Consider the following 16776-nt stretch of genomic DNA (forward strand, 5'->3'; position numbering starts at 1 on the left):
ACCGGTCCATACGGCCTTGCGGCCCGACGGTCCTTTAGCGACTTGTTTAACGTGGCTGCAAGCCGACCGGCCAAATCACCACGGGATAACGACCCTTTAGACCCGCACCGCGCTTGCGTCAATTGCGGGCTTCATTAAGAGGTTTGTACCAAGCAGGTTCCGCAAAAGTGTTCCACGGTTTTGCGACCAGAACCTGCGACAAGAAAAACGTCTGACCTAGGAGTGGAGCCTTGCGGCAGACAGGCATTCTTCCCGATCAGGACATATCGGCGCTGTTCCAGTCCGGCGCGCTGAAGTCGGCGCGTGCGCTCGACGCCGACCAGATCCAGCCGGCCAGCCTCGATCTCAGGCTCGGCGACAAGGCCTGGCGGGTGCGGGCCTCGTTCCTGCCCGGGCCCAATCACAAGGTCTCGGAAAAGCTCGACCGGCTGCAGCTGCACGAGATCAATCTTGCCGAGGGCGCGGTGCTCGAGACCGGCTGCGTCTACATCGTGCCCTTGCTTGAAAGCCTGGCGCTGCCGGCGGACATTTCGGCCTCGGCCAATCCGAAGAGCTCGACCGGGCGGCTCGACATCTTCACCCGCGTCATGACCGATCGCGGCCACGAGTTCGACAAGATCGCCGCCGGCTATCATGGCCCGCTCTTTCTGGAAGTCAGCCCGCGCACCTTCCCGATCGTGGTCCGCACCGGCTCACGCCTGTCGCAGATCCGTTTCCGCACCGGCAATGCGCTGCTCTCCGAAGTCGAGCTGCACGACCTGCATCGCACCGAGATGCTGGTCGCCACCGAGCCGCCGAACATTTCCGGCGGCGGCATCGCGCTGTCGATTGACCTCAACGGCGACCAAAACGGCCTGGTCGGCTACCGCGGCAAGCATCACACCGGCCTCGTCGATGTCGACAAGCGCGCCGCGCAGGAAGTCGTCGACTTCTGGGAGCCGATCCACAAGAGCGGCGCCGGCGAACTGGTGCTCGATCCCGACGAGTTCTACATCCTCGTCAGCCAGGAGGCGGTGCACGTGCCGCCGCTCTACGCCGCCGAGATGACGCCCTTCGATCCGCTGGTCGGCGAATTCCGCGTCCATTATGCCGGCTTCTTCGATCCGGGCTTCGGCCACTCCGCGTCTGGCGGCACGGGCAGCCGGGCGGTGCTGGAAGTACGCAGCCATGAAGTGCCGTTCATTCTCGACCATGGCCAGATCGTCGGCCGGCTGGTCTACGAGCATATGCTGAAGCGGCCGCAGGCCCTCTATGGCACCGATCTCGGCTCCAACTATCAGGCGCAGGGCCTGAAGCTGTCCAAGCATTTCCGCGCCGCGCGCTGAGCGCCGCCGTCAGGCAAAATACTTGCCTGCGCTGGCTCGCCATGCTTGGCTGCCTTGCTGGTCGTCAAGATGCCGGCGTTCAAGGGGAACCAAGAAAATGCAGATTTCGAAATGGATCATATCGGCAGCAGGCGCTGCCATGCTGGTGGTGGCGGCCGGCTCGCTTTCGCAGGCGCAGGAGAAAATCAAGATCGGCACGGAGGGCGCCTATCCGCCTTTCAACACCATTACGGCTGACGGCAAGGTCGAAGGCTTCGACATCGACATCGCCAATGCACTATGCGCGCAGATGAAGGTCGAGTGCGAGATCGTCACCCAGGACTGGGACGGCATCATTCCCGCTTTGCAGGCGAAGAAATTCGACGCCATCATCGCCTCGATGAGCATCACCGAGGAGCGCAAGAAGCAGGTCGCCTTCACCAACAAATATTATACGACACCGCTCGCCCTGGTGGCGCCGAAGGACAGCGATCTCACCTCGACCGAACCACCGGCACTGGCCGGCAAGACGGTCGGCGCCCAGGCTTCGACCACGCAGGCCGACTACGCCCAGAATGAGTATGGCAAGGCAGGCGCGGAGGCAAAGCTCTATCCGACCCAGGAAGAGGCGATCACCGACCTGACCAACGGTCGTCTCGACGCTGTGATCTCGGACAAGTTCGTCCTGATGGACTGGCTGAAGAAGGCAAGCGACGGCTGCTGCAAGCTGGTCGGCGACGTCAAGGGCACCGAAACGCAAGCCGGCATTGCCGTGCGCCTGGAAGACACGGCCCTGCGCGACAAGCTCAACGCGGCCATCGACGCGATCGTCGCCGACGGCACCTACAAGAAGATCCAGGCCAAGTATTTCGACTTCGATATTTATTGAGGCTGGGCGCTGCAATCTCCCCCCCTTGAGGGGGAGATGGCCGGCAGGCCAGAGGGGGTCGCAGCGCGTAGAGCGCCAACGTCGTTTGGTGCCGCAGAAGACGTCGGCACTCCACGCGCGACGACCCCCTCTGTCGCCTTCGGCGACATCTCCCCCTCAAGGGGGGAGATTACCCTTTCTACAGCGCCTTCACAGCCACCTTCACCGGCTTTTCGATCTCCAGCGGATTGCGCAGCGGCAGGCCGAAGTCCCCGGCCTCGATCTCGAACACATCGCCGGCCTCGGTCCTGATGCCGTCGGCGAAAGAGAGCGTGGCCGTGCCGAACATATGCACATGCACGTCGCCCGGCTGGCGGAAGGCCGCGTATTTGAAATGGTGATGTTCGAGATTGGCGATGGTGTGCGACATGTTCGCTTCGCCGGACAGGAACGGCTTTTCCCACAGCACCTCGCTGTCACGCACGATGCGCGAGGTGCCGCGGATATCGGGCGGCAGGTCGCCGATCAGGATTTCCGGACCGAACGAGGCGTTGCGCAGCTTGGAATGGGCGAGGAACAGATAGTTCACGCGCTCGGTGACGTGGTCGGAAAACTCGTTCGACAGCGTGAAGCCGACGCGGAAAGGTGCGCCGTCGTCGCCGATGACATAGATGCCGGCCACCTCGGGCTCTTCGCCGGCGTCCTTGGCAAAGGCCGGTGACAGAAGTGCGGCACCTGGCGCCACCGCCATCGTGCCGTTGCCTTTGTAGAACCATTCCGGCTGCACGCCGATCTGGCCATTCGCCGGCTTGCCGCCCTCCAGCCCCATGCGAAACATCTTCATGGAATCGGTGAGCTGCTCCTCGCCGTCGGCGCTCAGCTTCTTGTGCATGGAATCGCGCGTCGCGGCGGAGCCGAGATGCGTCAGCCCGGTGCCGGTCAGGTGCAGATGCGCCGGATCAGGGTGATTGATCGGCGACAGCAGCCGCCCCTTCTTGTAAGCGGCCTCGAGATCGACCGTCTCGCCAAGGCCCTTGCGTTCGATCAGCGCGACGAGGCCGACGCCGGTGCGGGCGGCCTCCATCGCCAGCGAATAGACGCTGCGGGCGCCATTGATGATCCGGGTCTTGCCGCCATTGCGGGCGACGACGCGGATGGTCTCGGCGTCGTCGAGGATCTGGGAGATCAGCATGATGAATCCTCTCTCATTTGCCTTGGCAGGACTGCCAAAACGGCAGACCTTACTCAGCGCGGCCGGGACCTCGTCCATGCCACGGTTTAAATTCTCAGTTCGGATTGCGCTCGCGGGCCTGGTCCCTCAGGGACTTCTGTTACCGGCGGGTTGCCGGCAGCGCCGCGATCGTATGCCTCCTGCTTGCCTCGCCTAGAGCAGTTCACCGTTTCACGGAAACGGCGAACCGCACTAACTCATTGTCTTGGCGCAATTCCAGGCGGAAAACCGTTTCACACTTTTCCTTGGAATTGCTCTTAAGCCCGTTCAAGCCTTGTTCTTGTTGTAGACGTCGAAGATCACGGCACCGAGCAGCACCAGGCCTTTGACCACCTGCTGCCAGTCGACGTTGACGCCCATGATCGACATGCCGTTGTTCATCACGCCCATGATGAAGCCGCCGACCACCGCGCCGATGACCTGACCGACGCCGCCCATCGCCGAGGCGCCGCCGATGAAGACGGCGGCGATGACGTCGAGCTCGCTGCCGAGGCCCGCGGCCGGCACCGCCTGTCCCAGTCGCGCCGCGATGATCAGGCCGCCGAGCGCCGACAGAACGCCCATATTGATGAACACCATCAGCGTCAGCCGCTCGGTGTTGATGCCTGACAGCTGCGCCGCCTTGGAATTGCCGCCCATGGCGTAGATACGGCGGCCGATGGTCATGCGCTTGGTGACGAAGACGAACAGCGAGATCAGCACGCCCATGACGAGCAGCACCACCGGCAGGCCCCTGTAGCTGGCGAACTGGTAGACCAGGAACAGCGCCAGCGCGCTGCCGACCAGCGTCTTGACGACGAACAGGGCAAAGGGCTCGGCCTCATAGCCATGGCGTTCGCGCTTGCGGCGCGTCCTCACCCCGAAATAGGCGTAGGCCAGCACAGCGATCAGGCCCAGCACGATCGTCGTCATGTGCAGAGTCAGGCCGCTGCCCATGATGGTCTTGCCGGCCGCGTTCACTGTCGGCGGGATCAGCGTCAGCGGGCCGATGACATCCGGGATGAAGCCGGAGCTGAGCGCCTTGAAGCCATCGGGTAGCGGCCCCACCGAGGATCCGCCGCCCAGCAGGGCCTGGCAGATGCCGCGGAAGATCAGCATGCCGGCCAGCGTGACGATGAAGCTCGGTATTCGGTGATAGGCGATCCAATAGCCTTGCGCCGCACCGATCGCGCCGCCCACGATCAGGCAGATGATCGACACCACCAGCGGATTGCTGAACGGACCGAGCGGCCAGATGACCATCATCATCGCCGCCAGCGCGCCGATGAAGCCAGCGACCGAGCCAACGCTTAGATCGATATGGCCGGAGACGATGACCAGCAGCATGCCCAGCGCCATCACGATGATGAACGAGTTCTGCTGCACCAGGTTGCTAAGATTCACCGGCTTGAACAGCGTTCCGTTCGTGGTGAACTGGAAGAACACCATGATGGCGATCAGCGCCAGGATCAGGCCATATTCGCGCAGGTTCGTCGTCAGCGCCGAGACGGCGATGCGTGGGCGCTGCTCTTCGGCGACGTTGCCCTGCGGGGCGGGGGCGCTTTCGGTGCTCATGCTGCTTTTCCTTCTCCACGAACGATGGCGCGCATTATTTTTTCCTGGCTTGCTTCCGCGGCGGGCATTTCGCCCACGATGCGCCCTTCGTTCATGACGTAGATGCGGTCGGTGATGCCAAGCAATTCCGGCATTTCCGACGAGATGACGACGATCGCCTTACCCTCAGCCGCGAGACGGGCGATGATCGTATAGATTTCGTACTTGGCGCCGACATCGATGCCGCGCGTCGGCTCGTCGAGGATCAGCACGTCCGGGTCGGCGAACAGCCATTTCGACAACACCACTTTCTGCTGGTTGCCGCCGGAGAGATTGCCGGTCATCTGATAGACGCTGGACGCGCGGATATTGGTCTTCTTGCGATAGTCGTTGGCAACGGCGAGCTCGCGCATGTCGTCGATCACGCTGTGGCGCGAGACGCCGCCAAGATTGGCCAGCGTGATGTTGTGCTTGATATGGTCGATGAGGTTGAGACCGTAGGTCTTGCGGTCCTCGGTGACGTAGGCGATGCCGTGTTGGACCGCCTTGCTCACCGAGGAAACGTCGACCGGCTTGCCCTTGAGCAGCACCTCGCCGGAGATGCGGCGGCCGTAGGAGCGGCCGAACAGGCTCATGGCGAATTCGGTGCGGCCAGCGCCCATCAGCCCGGCAATGCCCACCACTTCGCCCTTGCGCACGTTGATGTCGATGCCCTTGATCACCTGCCGCTCGGCATGGATCGGGTGATAGACCGACCAGTTCTTCACTTCGAACACGACCTCGCCGATGTCAGGCTCGCGCGGCGGATAGCGGTCGTCGAGTGAGCGGCCGACCATCGAAGTGATGATGCGGTCTTCAGAGATGTCCTTCTTGGCCAGCGTCTCGATGGTGCGCCCGTCACGGATCACCGTCACCTTGTCTGCGACCCGGTTCACCTCGTTGAGCTTGTGCGAGATCAGGATCGAGGTCATGCCCTGCCGCTTGAATTCGAGCAGAAGGTCGAGCAGCGCCTGGCTGTCCTTTTCGCTGAGCGACGCCGTCGGCTCGTCCAGGATCAGGAGCTTGACTTCCTTGCTCAACGCCTTGGCGATCTCGACCAGCTGCTGCTTGCCGACGCCGATATTGGTGATCAGCGTCTTGGGGTCCTCCTTGAGGCCCACCTTCTTCAACAGGGCGCTGGTGCGCGCCTCGTTGGAATTCCAGTCGATGATGCCGTATCTGGCGTGCTCGTTGCCGAGGAAAATGTTTTCGGCGATCGACAGCATCGGCACCAGCGCAAGTTCCTGGTGGATGATGACGATGCCCTTGCGCTCGCTGTCATGGATGCCTTTGAACTGGCATTCCCCGCCGTTAAAGATGATCTGGCCGTCATAGGTTCCTGAGGGATAGACGCCCGACAGCACCTTCATCAGCGTCGACTTGCCGGCGCCGTTCTCGCCGACCACGGCATGAATCTCGCCTTCCTCGACGCTGAGGTTGACGTTCGACAGCGCCTTCACGCCGGGGAACGTCTTGGTGATGTCGCGCATCTCCAAAATCGTCGAGGCCATGGGACAACCGCTCCTTGAGAGGTCGGCAAACATTGCCGGCGAGGTCGGCGACAATACCGGGCTCGCTGGTGAACGAAAAGGGGCCCTGCGTTGCGCAGGACCCCTGACTTTGTAACCGGGGTTACTTCAGTTCGTCGGCCTTGATGTAGCCGGAGTCGACGACCAGCGCCTGGTAGTTCGACTTGTCGACCTCATGCGGCGTCAACAGGATCGAGGGGACGACCTTGACGTCGTTGTTGTAGGTCTTTTCATCGAGGCCGTCCGGCTTGCCGCCCGAGAGCACCTTGTCGACGAGCTCGACGGTGGCCTTGGCCAGTTCGCGGGTGTCCTTGAACACGGTCGAGTACTGCTCGCCCGTGATGATCAGCTTGACCGAGGCGGTCTCGGCATCCTGGCCAGTCACGATCGGCCAAGGCTGTGCGTCCGTGCCGTAACCGACGGCGCGCAGCGAGGCGGTGATGCCGCGCGACAGGCCGTCATAGGGCGACAGAACGCCATCGACGCGGCTGCCGTCCGAATAGTTGGCCGACAGCAGATTGTCCATGCGCGCCTGGGCGGTGGCGGCGAGCCAGCGCAGCGTGCCGACCTTGTCCATGCCGGTCTGGCCGGACTTGATCTTGATCGAGCCGTCGTCGATCAGTGGCTGCAGGACGGAGATCGCACCGTCGTAGAAGAAGAAGGCGTTGTTGTCGTCGGGCGAGCCGCCGAACAGTTCGACGTTCCACGGCTTGGTGTTCGGGAAGCGCTCCTTGAGGCCCTTGACCAGCGAATTCGCCTGGATCACGCCGACGCCGAAATTGTCGAAGGTGGTGTAGTAGTCGACATTGGCGGTCTTCTTGATCAGGCGGTCATAGGCGACGACGACGACGCCCGCGTCAGCGGCCTTCTGCAGAGCATCCGACAGGGTGGTGCCGTCGATCGAAGCAATGATCAGCGCCTTCGGGCCTTTGGTGATTTCGTTTTCCAGCTGGCTGAGCTGGTTGGGGATGTCGTCCTGCGCGTATTGCAGGTCGACGGTGTAGCCGAGAGCCTCGAGCTGGGACTTGACGGCGTCGCCGTCATTGATCCAGCGCTGCGAGGTCTTGGTCGGCATCAGCACGCCGACAAGACCCTTGTCGGCTGCGTGCGCCGAGTAGGTCATGGCAGCGATGCCAAGGGCCGCGACGGCGGCCAGTGTCTTGATGATTTTCACTTTAACTCTCCCTGTTTGATGGACGCGGCACCCCGGGGGTCGCGGGCCGCGCAATCGTGCAGAAGCGCCAAGGGCACTGCTGCCGTCATATCGATCTCCGGTATCCTCCCATGGCCCCGAGACGCTGATTCAATCGATACGATTTTTCTCGTCAGCGACCGTCACGTCTTGGAACGCGCGGAGGGTGTGGGTCTTTGCCATAACTGTCAAATGCGATCTTTGATGGTTGCTATATCATGGTTGGTATATGTATTGGGACGTGACGGGCTGACTCCAAGGTCGGCCTTACACGAGCAGAAGGCAGGGAAAAGCGATGGCGCGGCCCGGGAATCCGACAACAGCTTCAAATGGTTACAGAGAAGCACCGGGCGATGGCGAAACCCTGCTGCGCAGCGGTCTCAGTCTGCGTCACATGCGCATGATCGTCGCGCTAGACGACCACAGCCGGGTCAGCGCGGCAGCCCAGGTTCTGAATATTTCGCAGCCGGCGGCCTCGCGCATGATCGCAGAGATGGAGGCGGTGCTGGAGGTCAAGCTGTGCGAGAGGCTGCCGCGCGGTATCACCTTGACGCCATACGGCAAGGCTTTGGCCAGGCGGGCGCGCTCGATCCTGCTGGAGATGCGTGAGGTGGACCGCGAGATTTCCGAGCTCAAGGCGGGCAAGGGTGGTTCGGTTTTCCTGGGTGCCGTGACCGCGCCTGCAATCGAGCTGGCGGTGCCGGCAATTCGTGAAATCCGCCGCATCTATCCGCGCATCGAGATCACCATGCAGGTCGAGACCTCCAATGTGCTGGCACGCGAGCTGATCGCCACGCGCCATGACTTCATCATCGCCCGCATCCCGGACGATCTCAATCCGCGGCTGTTCGAGTCGCGCGTCATCGGCGTCGAGAAGGCCTGCCTGATCGTGCGCCGGGGCCATCCGCTCACCAAGGGCGAGGCGGTGCGGCTGGAAGAGACCGCCGCCTATGACTGGGTCTTCCAGTCTGGCGGCTCGCCCTTGCGCCAGGCCATGGAGAGCAACTTCCTCAACCGCAACATCGCTTTGCCGGACCGTATCCTGAACACCAGTTCGCTGCTCCTGACCCTGGTCATGGTCGCGCAATCCGATGCCATCGCACCGGTCTCTGTCCAGGTGGCGAAATTCATCCAGAACCCTGACGGGCTGGCCGGCGCCATCGACGTCGTCCAGACCGAATTCGACATCGAGGTCAGGCCCTACAGCCTGATCACGGTCAGGAATCGCGCACTGTCGCCGGCCGCCAAGATGCTGCACGACTTCATTCTGAGGGAAGTGGGATGATGGCTCGCTCGGGTAAGGTTGTCCGGCGAAAGCACCGCCAGGCCGAGGCCGGCGAAAGCGAGCTGGGAACATTATTTCCCGCCGATGCGTTCATGATCTTGCAAGGGGCGATTTCTTCTGGAGGCTGAACATGCGCAGCTTCGAAATCATCGATCTGCTTTGCGTGATCGAGGCCTGCAAGCACGATCGATCGGTCGGGAATTTCGTTTCCATGGCTGAAGGCGTTGAAGAATTGCGGGTGTTGACCGGCGATTTCGTTTCATCGGATGACGTGGCAGCAAACGCCCTCGCAACGGTGGCGCTTGCGCGAGGCTGCTCGGTTGTGTTCGACGAACAGGCAGGCGCTGAAATGGTTCTGACGCCTTAGACTGGAGCGGGTAGAGGGAATCGAACCCTCGCGTTCAGCTTGGGAAGCTGACAAGCTACCATTACATCATACCCGCGTGCGCCCTCGTTACCATGAGGGTTAGCCTTCGGGCAATCGCAAAGCGGTCTGTTCTCACGACGGTCGTGCTGCGGATCACGGCGCGCCCGCGGCCGTTGCCGTTTTGCCTCCGCGACCTCATTGCTGGTGGCGAAGCTTGGCCAGTATTTCGAGATGGCCAGCGTCGCGCCGGCGGAAGAGAAGTGGCCATAGTCGAAGTAGAGAAATTCATTGGTCGTGGCATCGGCGTATGAACAACCGGCCGAGTCGCACAGATACGTCAGCGGATCTATGAAATCGGCCCCTTTGGTGAACGGCAGAACCCGTGCGTTGATGTCCGGATCCATAGCCATCGGCCAGGATGTGGTTCCGGCATGCTCCCGTCTCACCAAGAAAGCGATCTTCTGGACGTCGGCGATGAATTCCGGAGACTGGCCGACGGTATAGACCTTGACCCCCATCCCGCGAAGCCGATCGATCGTCTTCTGCAGGCCGTCGAAGCCCCTGGCCTGGTAGTCGGTCCATCGGCCGCTCAGGATCACCGCCTGGATGTTGGCGTCGCGAATGATCGACAAGGCCCGTTCGTTGAAGCGGGTGCAGGCGGGCCGAGCATAGGAAAAATAGGTCAGGTCGGGCGGACAGCCGGCATAGGTGTATTGGATGACATTGGCCTGGATTTTCTGGGCGTTGGGCTCAAGTCCCGGAACATAGTGGGCAGCGAAAGAATCGCCCCACAGCAGCACATTGGTGGCAAAGCCCGTTGTCCGGGTGCAGTCGGCAAGGTTCCAGTCTTCGATGCGGGTCCCGTTTTCGTTGAAACAGATGCCGTTGCGCCAGTCGCCGACCCGGATACGTTCTGTCGAGAAATCCGGAAACCGTTGCGGGAAACCGTTGCCCAGTGCGCCGGCCAAACCACCGGCGCACAGCAGCACGATTGCCGTCGCCGAAAAGGCGAAGATGGGCAGCGGGGCGGTATAGGCTCGTTTGTGGCGGAAGGGTTGCTCGACGTATTTCCAGGAGAATGCCGCCAAGGCGAAACTGGCAACCGTCATCGCGATAATCGTTGGCACACCGACAGTCTTCAAGGAGAGATAATGGACGAAGGAGTTGATTGGCCAGTGGACGAGGTAAAGCGAATAGGAAATGAGGCCGACCCAGACCAGCGGCGCCAACCGAAGCACGCGAGTGGCGACAGGTGCCGGCCTGTCGGCGCTATCCTGGCCAGCATAGATCAGCAGAGCTGTTCCGATGCAGGGGAATAGGGCATTGTAGCCGGGAAACGGATCGCTGTCCGAAATCATCACAAAGCCAAATGCAATGAGGGCAAAGCCGGCGAGGCCGATCAGGTCCGCCGCCAGCCGACTGGCTAGGACCGGAGGCTTCCGCAACATCAGCATGGCGCCCAGCGCCAGCTCCCATATGCGCGTCGGCAAGAGATAGAACCCTGCCGTCGGTGCCAGCGAGGTTGCTATGACTGCCAGGGCAAAGCTGCCGATGGCCATCGGCAGAAGTACCGTCAGCCAGCGCTTCGAGACGTATCGGTAGATCAGATAAAGGAGGATCGGCGCGAAGATATAATACTGCTCTTCCACCGAAAGCGACCATGTGTGCAGGAGCGGCCGCAGTTCGGCGTCGATGGAGAAATAGTTCGTCGTTTTCCAGAAATAGATGTTCGACCAGAAGGTCGAGGCGGCGATCACGCTGAGGCTGAATTCGTGGAGATCCGAAGGCAGAAGGATGAACCAGGCGGCAATGCTCGCGAGCAGGATGACGAAGGTCAGCGCCGGCAGGATGCGCCGTGCGCGGCGCCAGTAAAAGCGGCCGATCGAGAATTGGCCCCGCTCAAGATCATCGAGCAGGCTGCCGCTGATCAGATAGCCCGATATGACGAAGAAGATGTCGACACCGGTGAAGCCGCCGGGAATGGCGGACACGCCGAAATGGAAGAGCACGACAGGCAGCACCGCAACGGCCCGCAGACCGTCGATGTCGCGCCGGTAGTTCATCCGGCCGGCCCGCGCGCGACCACAAGGATCCGTGCGGCCGCACCCGACACGCTCATGCGGCGATGTCGTCGATCGTGCTGAAAATCCCGGCTCGTCGATCTCACAGGCTTACCCTCAGGCAGCAATTTTGCTGCGCTGCAACATGGGTGTCAAGGCATATATTGCTGTCGCGAAATTCGCCAGGAACGCACCGGGATCAGGCGCCGGGCAGATAGATTACCGCGTAGTCGTCCGAATAGGCCCGTTTCCAGCCCAACTGGTCGAAGAAGGGAATGCGGCTGTCGTCGGCCGATAGCAGCGCCCAATCTATTGCGTATTTCTTCAGGCGGGCTTCGAGGAGCGGCTTGCCGTCGCCGCGTCCGGTGTCGTTATCGCTCGTTGTGAAACCGCCGAGGAACAGCTGGTCCGTCCGTCCGTCGATATAGGTCTTGAACCCGTGGAAAATCAGCGTGCCGCCGAAATTGTAGGAATTCAGCACGTTGCCGGATAGATGATGGCTTTGCGCGAATGCCAGCGCCCCGCTGGCCGATGTCTTCGGACTTGGCGCTACCTGATAGACGCTGCCGAGCACAGCGACCCCGCCAATCAGCAGAACGGCTGCCGTGCCGCAAATGGCGTAGAACCGTCTGGCTAAGAATCTCTCCAGCCCGTCGCGCTTTTCGGCCAGCCACGCGGTGGCTGAAAGCGAGGGATATTGCTGTGCGACCTCGGCCGCCATCACCAGCGGAATCAGCAGGAAGAACAGGTACATGAAGCGCACATGGGCGAGATAGACATGCAAGGTGAAGACGACGAACAACGCCCTGGCCCAGCCAATTCGCAATCGGGACACCAATAGCCCGAAAAGCGCCAGCAGCATCACCGCTTCCTGGACAGGACTGTCCGGCGGATTGAACGGTTTCCATTCCATGATCAGCGACACTGCCTCATTGCCGTAAGCCACGGCGAGCGTCGCCAGGATGGCCTGGACGCCGTACGGGTGGATCAGGCTGACCAGCGGGCAAAGCAGGCCGAACGCGATCCACTTCGCCAGCAGGGCCGGTTTTGACAGGCCCGTGCGCGCCAGCAGATCGAGACCGGCGAAAGCCGCGATGACGAAGCTCAAGGTGAAGGTAGCGTGCAGGTTCGCCCATAATACGACCAGGACAAGCAGCCACCAGGGCGGCGCCCGTTCTTCCCTTGCCGCACCGAAGAGCACCGCCGTCCAGATGACGATGATCGGGAAGGTGAAGACATGCGGACGCGCCGTGAAGATCGGGTTGATCAGGAACACCGCCGCGAAGGCCAGTGTAATCGCCAGGATCGGTTTCAGCCATGCGCTGAGAAACCACCCCATGAGGAAAACCGTCAGGGAGATCGAGGCGATGATCGCGGTGACGACCCCGTTCCAGCCGCCCGCCCGGTAGGCAAGAGCCAGCAGGACCTGCCCCAGCCATTCCTTGGCAATCCAGGGCTGGCCGGCAAACGTGTAGGAGTAAGAATCGACCGTCGGAAATGTCCGGTTTGTCAGGAAATCGAGACCGACTTTCACTTGCCACCAGCTGTCGGGATCCTGCAGGGTGGCGCCTGCCTGGGCAGCCAACGCACCCGCCATCGCCAAGGCCGCGAGCAGGCAGAAGATCAGCCTGTTCCGCTCGTTGTATGTCGCGGCCGCCACACTGGCCTGAGCGTCGTTCATGATGCGCCGCCTCTGATCGGTTCCGGTGACAGTTGGGTTCAAGGTGTTGGACTGGCGGGCTGCCGCCGAGGCTTGTCGGCCACCCGAACTGTGCGGTCGGTGCTGTCGTCCCCACGTCCCACAAACACGAAGCGGGCCGAGCCAAGGTAGAAAACCACCGAATAGACGCAGATTCCCGCGAGGTGGACCAGCGGGTTTTCGACGATGCCTGCCGAACGGGCGGCGATCACGACGGCCAGATTGATGCTGTAGGCGACCAGAAAGACACCCCCGTAGCGCAGCGCGGTTCCGGGCTGGAAGCCATCGGCTCTGCTGAAGGTCCATTGGCGGTTGAGGAAGAAGCCGAGGACAAGGCCGGCGGCATAACCCGTGGCGTTGGCAAGGATGTCGCCCAGACCAAGCGCAAGCCCGGCCAGGATGACCGCGTATCCCAGCGCCGTGTTCAACAGACCGACGGCGCCAAATCGCAGCATCCTCGGGAAGTCAAACGGCAGGCTTGACCACATGCGCAAAATATTGGGCTCCGACAGGTACCTTGGTGAGGAAGCGCTCGAACGGCCTCAGTCTCGCAAGCATCCGAGGAAAGAAGATCCGGTAGACGATCCTCGTATCGGCAAGGCCCGCCTCGGCCATGCGCCCGCGCATCTCGCGCGAATTTATCAAAACCGCGTTTTCGTCGAAGGCACAGTTTCTCACCGCGTGCGTGGTCAGCGGGTTCCAGGGATTGTGTTCGAAGACGAAGAAGCTGCCGCCATCGGCCAGCACCCTGCCGATTTCGGCGAACAGCCCGATCTGCAGGTTCTCGGGAATATGGTGGAAGACGCAGGCCGCGAAGGCCAGGTCGAAGCTGCCGTCGGCAAAAGGAATTGTCTTGCCGTCGAAATGCGTGAAGGCGGCCTGGCCGGGAAAGCGCTTGCTGGCGATGTCGAGCGATTCCCGCGAAGGATCCAGCAAGGTGATCTCCGCGTCGGGAAACGCGTTGCGCATATGGCCCAGCGAATTGCCGACGCCGGCGCCGAAATCCAGTATTCGTCGCGGTTTGACACCGGCCCGCCGCAGCGTCGCGGCGACGTCGTCGATCTTGTACCTGGCGAAGAAATCCGGGTTTTCGCCGCTCAGCCTTATGCTTGCGGCATGCTGCTCCTGATATTCCCGCGCAAACCGGTCGAACTCCGCCTCAAGCACGTGCGGCCCTCTTTGCCATCTCCTGCAGGCGATGGACCGGCAATTCGCCGTCCTCCACCGCCTGGCTGCGCGAAACGATCTGGTTGACGAAGTAGAGCGGCCGCCGCTTTGTCTCCATGTACATGCGCCCGAGATACTCGCCGAAGATTCCGAGCACCATAAGCTGGACGCTGCCGAGGATCAGCACGATCGCGGCAAGGCTGGTCCAGCCGGGCAACACGTTTCCGACCGACCATTCGAGCAGCGTGTAGCCGAGCACGACCAGCCCCAGAAGCCCGAACATCATTCCGAGCAAAGAGGCGAACCGCAAAGGGACGATGGAGAAGCTGGTCATCGCGTCGACCGCCAGAAGAAGCATTTTCTTCAGCGGATAGTGGGTGGTGCCGGCAAAGCGGCGGTGCCGCTCATAGGGAAAGGCCACCTGTTTCAGCCCGATCCAGCTCACCATGCCGCGAATGAACCTGTAACGCTCTGGCATCGCGTTCAGATGGTCGAGCGCGCGACGGTTCATCAGCCGGAAATCTCCGGTATTGGGGGCTATGTCGACGTCGACCATCCGGCGCAGCAAGCGATAGAACATGGACGCGGAGGCGAGCTTGAACCAGCTTTCGCCATCGCGCGTCAGCCTCTGGCCGTAGACCACATCGAAGCCTTCGTTCATCTTCGTCATCATCGCGCCGAGCAGTTCAGGTGGATCCTGCAGGTCGGCATCGAGAATGAGAATGCGCTGGCCGCGACAGAATTCGAGCCCGGCGCTCAACGCGATCTGATGGCCGTAATTGCGGGCAAGGTCGATGGCGACGACATGGTCGTCCTTTTCAGCCAGCTGGAGAATGGCTTCGCGCGTGCCGTCGGTCGCGCCATCGATGACAAGGACGATCTCGTAGGAAGGGCCTTGTTCAAGGCATGCGGCCGTTACCCGCCGATGCAGTTCGGTCACGCCATCCAGCTCGTTGTAGCATGGGATGACCACCGACAGCATGACGCCGCGTCGCGCGGTGTTTCTCTCCGTCTCCACCAAAGCCTTGCTCCCGCTATTCGATTGGGAATAGCGGCAATTGGTTAGAAAACAGATAAGCCAGCGGGATCGCTGCGGCAGTAGCCGGCAGTCTGCCATGCGCCTGGGCTCGGCTTGCGGCCACACTATGCTCGGTGTCTCGCTATCCCGCAAAACTCCCGGCTTGAAGCGGACAAGCCAAGTGCGTATGTCTGGCTGACGCCCTCTAGCCTGGGTACCTCAATCTGGAGACGGGCCTTGTCCGCATTGACGCGCTTTCTTGGCGACTCGCCGCTCAAGGTGATCCTGAAACTGCTGGTGGTGTCTTTCCTCGTCGGCCTGGTCATGAACGCCTTCGGCTGGTCGCCGATGGATGTGCTCTACGGCATCCGCAAATTCTTCATGGACCTGTGGAATCTTGGCTTCCACGCCATCGACCGTTTCCTCGGCTATATCCTGCTGGGCGCGGCTATCGTCGTGCCGGCCTTCATCCTGTTGAGGCTCGCCAACTACCGGAAGTAGAGCATGATCCCGAACCGCAGGTCCGCGTCAGCGAACCCTGGCACCCGGTTTTTGGACAAGATCGTGCTATCGGGCGTGGCCCGAGGCCACCTCGAACAGGATGGCGTGGCGCGCGGCAAGCGTGGGCACGTCAGTTGAATAGCCACCGCCGATGACGCCGCACACCGGAACGCCCCGCGTGCGAAAGTGGCTGATCACCATGTCGTCGCGGGCGCGCAGGCCGTCATCCGATAGCGACAGCCTGCCAAGCCGGTCCTCAGCATGGACGTCGACGCCGGCATTGTAGAACACGATGTCCCAATGGGCTTGGGCGGAGAGCTCCGGCAGGATGGCGGCGAGCCTCTTCATGTAAGCGGCGTCACCCGTGCCGTCGGGCAGCGCGACATCGAGGTCGGAGGCGATCTTGCGCACGGGGTAGTTGCGGTCGCCATGCATGGAAAAGGTGAACACGCGCGGATCATCAGCGAGAATATCCGCCGTGCCGTCGCCCTGGTGCACGTCGAGATCGACGACCAGGATGTTGCGTGCCGCGCCTTCGGCGAGCAGGACCAGCGCGGCGACGGCGACATCGTTGAAGGTGCAGAAGCCCGCGCCTTGCGCGCGCCGCGCATGATGGCTGCCGCCGGCGGTGTTGCAGGCAATGCCGTGGCGCAAGGCCAGCCGCGCCGCCAGCACGGTGCCGCCGGTGGCAAGCTGCGCGCGCAGCGAGACGCGGGGTCCGATCGGAAAACCGATCTCGCGCTCGATCTTCTCGGGCACGCAGCAGTTGACGACCTGGTCGACATAGTCCGCCGTATGGGCAAGCTCCAGCCATGACGCCGGTGCCGGTTCGGCGGTGCTGAGCGCGTTGGGGCCTGCGAGGCCGCGTGTACGCAGCGCCCCCATCAGCAAGGGATATTTGCTCATCGGAAAGCGATGGTTGACGGCGAAGCCGGCGTCGTAGTCGGGATGATGGACGATCTGCAGGGGCATGAACTGGATCC

At 62.0% G+C, this 16776-nt stretch carries 14 protein-coding genes, 1 tRNA gene, 1 pseudogene and 1 riboswitch; of the genes and pseudogenes, 5 read left to right on the forward strand and 11 right to left on the reverse strand.

Annotation, left to right across the window (positions count from 1 at the left end; genetic code table 11):
• Window positions 1-14 precede the first annotated feature (14 nt).
• Window positions 15-92, reverse strand: a riboswitch (SAM riboswitch).
• A gap of 138 nt (window positions 93-230) precedes the next feature.
• Window positions 231-1325 carry a 2'-deoxycytidine 5'-triphosphate deaminase gene (locus AC0L3E_RS23305; RefSeq protein ID WP_473605695.1) on the forward strand — a complete coding sequence of 365 codons (1095 nt, stop codon included), beginning with the start codon at window positions 231-233 and terminating at the stop codon, window positions 1323-1325.
• Window positions 1326-1422: 97 nt separating this feature from the next.
• Window positions 1423-2193, forward strand: coding sequence for an ABC transporter substrate-binding protein (locus AC0L3E_RS23310; protein ID WP_292336177.1), 771 nt, complete (start codon window positions 1423-1425; stop codon window positions 2191-2193).
• Between the two features lie 178 nt (window positions 2194-2371).
• On the opposite strand, the gene araD1 is transcribed toward AC0L3E_RS23310, so the two are convergent.
• From araD1 to chvE, 4 genes are all read right to left on the reverse strand, one after another.
• Window positions 2372-3364, reverse strand: coding sequence for an AraD1 family protein (gene araD1, locus AC0L3E_RS23315; RefSeq protein ID WP_127266707.1), 993 nt, complete (start codon window positions 3362-3364; stop codon window positions 2372-2374).
• Between the two features lie 306 nt (window positions 3365-3670).
• Entirely contained in the window at window positions 3671-4957 is a 1287-nt protein-coding gene (gene mmsB, locus AC0L3E_RS23320) for a multiple monosaccharide ABC transporter permease (protein WP_027038593.1), read from the reverse strand.
• Window positions 4954-6486 (reverse strand): multiple monosaccharide ABC transporter ATP-binding protein, encoded by a 1533-nt coding sequence (mmsA, locus tag AC0L3E_RS23325; protein WP_127266708.1) that lies wholly within the window; start codon window positions 6484-6486, stop codon window positions 4954-4956. Before mmsA ends, mmsB begins: the two co-directional genes overlap by 4 nt.
• A gap of 121 nt (window positions 6487-6607) precedes the next feature.
• Window positions 6608-7678 carry a multiple monosaccharide ABC transporter substrate-binding protein gene (chvE, locus tag AC0L3E_RS23330; protein ID WP_127266709.1) on the reverse strand — a complete coding sequence of 357 codons (1071 nt, stop codon included), beginning with the start codon at window positions 7676-7678 and terminating at the stop codon, window positions 6608-6610.
• Between the two features lie 313 nt (window positions 7679-7991).
• On the opposite strand from chvE, the gene AC0L3E_RS23335 reads away from it, so the two are divergent.
• Together AC0L3E_RS23335 and AC0L3E_RS23340 are read left to right on the forward strand one after the other, a co-directional pair.
• Entirely contained in the window at window positions 7992-8981 is a 990-nt protein-coding gene (locus AC0L3E_RS23335; protein ID WP_127395813.1) for a LysR family transcriptional regulator, read from the forward strand.
• Between the two features lie 130 nt (window positions 8982-9111).
• A complete protein-coding gene (locus AC0L3E_RS23340) occupies window positions 9112-9348 on the forward strand; it encodes a hypothetical protein (protein ID WP_127266711.1) in 237 nt (78 codons plus the stop codon).
• Window positions 9349-9350: 2 nt separating this feature from the next.
• Here the strand turns inward: AC0L3E_RS23340 and AC0L3E_RS23345 are convergent.
• The 6 genes and pseudogenes from AC0L3E_RS23345 to AC0L3E_RS23370 all read right to left on the reverse strand — a co-directional run bounded on the left by AC0L3E_RS23345 (window position 9351) and on the right by AC0L3E_RS23370 (window position 15256).
• A tRNA-Gly gene (locus tag AC0L3E_RS23345) sits at window positions 9351-9424 on the reverse strand.
• A 217-nt stretch (window positions 9425-9641) separates the two neighbouring features.
• Window positions 9642-11411: pseudogene (locus AC0L3E_RS23350) on the reverse strand (acyltransferase family protein); the annotation flags it as partial.
• 196 nt (window positions 11412-11607) lie between these two features.
• On the reverse strand, window positions 11608-13089 hold the full coding sequence (locus AC0L3E_RS23355; protein ID WP_473605696.1) for a hypothetical protein: 1482 nt from the start codon (window positions 13087-13089) through the stop codon (window positions 11608-11610).
• A gap of 38 nt (window positions 13090-13127) precedes the next feature.
• A complete protein-coding gene (locus AC0L3E_RS23360; RefSeq protein WP_245472646.1) occupies window positions 13128-13595 on the reverse strand; it encodes a GtrA family protein in 468 nt (155 codons plus the stop codon).
• Window positions 13573-14274 carry a class I SAM-dependent methyltransferase gene (locus AC0L3E_RS23365; protein WP_473605697.1) on the reverse strand — a complete coding sequence of 234 codons (702 nt, stop codon included), beginning with the start codon at window positions 14272-14274 and terminating at the stop codon, window positions 13573-13575. Before AC0L3E_RS23365 ends, AC0L3E_RS23360 begins: the two co-directional genes overlap by 23 nt.
• Window positions 14267-15256, reverse strand: coding sequence for a glycosyltransferase family 2 protein (locus AC0L3E_RS23370; protein WP_473605719.1), 990 nt, complete (start codon window positions 15254-15256; stop codon window positions 14267-14269). The genes AC0L3E_RS23365 and AC0L3E_RS23370 overlap by 8 nt, the downstream gene beginning before the upstream one ends.
• 273 nt (window positions 15257-15529) lie before the next feature.
• On the opposite strand from AC0L3E_RS23370, the gene AC0L3E_RS23375 reads away from it, so the two are divergent.
• Window positions 15530-15793, forward strand: coding sequence for a DUF6460 domain-containing protein (locus tag AC0L3E_RS23375; RefSeq protein WP_013533620.1), 264 nt, complete (start codon window positions 15530-15532; stop codon window positions 15791-15793).
• Between the two features lie 66 nt (window positions 15794-15859).
• Here the strand turns inward: AC0L3E_RS23375 and AC0L3E_RS23380 are convergent, their stop codons facing one another.
• Complete coding sequence (locus AC0L3E_RS23380) at window positions 15860-16765, reverse strand: histone deacetylase family protein (RefSeq protein WP_473605698.1); 906 nt, start codon at window positions 16763-16765, stop codon at window positions 15860-15862.
• Window positions 16766-16776 lie beyond the last annotated feature (11 nt).

The organism is Mesorhizobium sp. WSM4822 (assembly GCF_055811155.1).

Excerpts from the sequence above, each read along its gene's own strand:
- AC0L3E_RS23310 (WP_292336177.1), top strand. The coding sequence starts at position 1,423 with ATGCAGATTTCGAAATGGATCATATCGGCAGCAGGCGCTGCCATGCTG.
- araD1 (WP_127266707.1), bottom strand. The coding sequence starts at position 3,364 with ATGCTGATCTCCCAGATCCTCGACGACGCCGAGACCATCCGCGTCGTC.
- mmsB (WP_027038593.1), bottom strand. The coding sequence starts at position 4,957 with ATGAGCACCGAAAGCGCCCCCGCCCCGCAGGGCAACGTCGCCGAAGAG.
- mmsA (WP_127266708.1), bottom strand. The coding sequence starts at position 6,486 with ATGGCCTCGACGATTTTGGAGATGCGCGACATCACCAAGACGTTCCCC.
- AC0L3E_RS23335 (WP_127395813.1), top strand. The coding sequence starts at position 7,992 with ATGGCGCGGCCCGGGAATCCGACAACAGCTTCAAATGGTTACAGAGAA.
- AC0L3E_RS23340 (WP_127266711.1), top strand. The coding sequence starts at position 9,112 with ATGCGCAGCTTCGAAATCATCGATCTGCTTTGCGTGATCGAGGCCTGC.
- AC0L3E_RS23355 (WP_473605696.1), bottom strand. The coding sequence starts at position 13,089 with ATGAACGACGCTCAGGCCAGTGTGGCGGCCGCGACATACAACGAGCGG.
- AC0L3E_RS23360 (WP_245472646.1), bottom strand. The coding sequence starts at position 13,595 with ATGTGGTCAAGCCTGCCGTTTGACTTCCCGAGGATGCTGCGATTTGGC.
- AC0L3E_RS23370 (WP_473605719.1), bottom strand. The coding sequence starts at position 15,256 with ATGCTGTCGGTGGTCATCCCATGCTACAACGAGCTGGATGGCGTGACC.
- AC0L3E_RS23380 (WP_473605698.1), bottom strand. The coding sequence starts at position 16,765 with ATGCCCCTGCAGATCGTCCATCATCCCGACTACGACGCCGGCTTCGCC.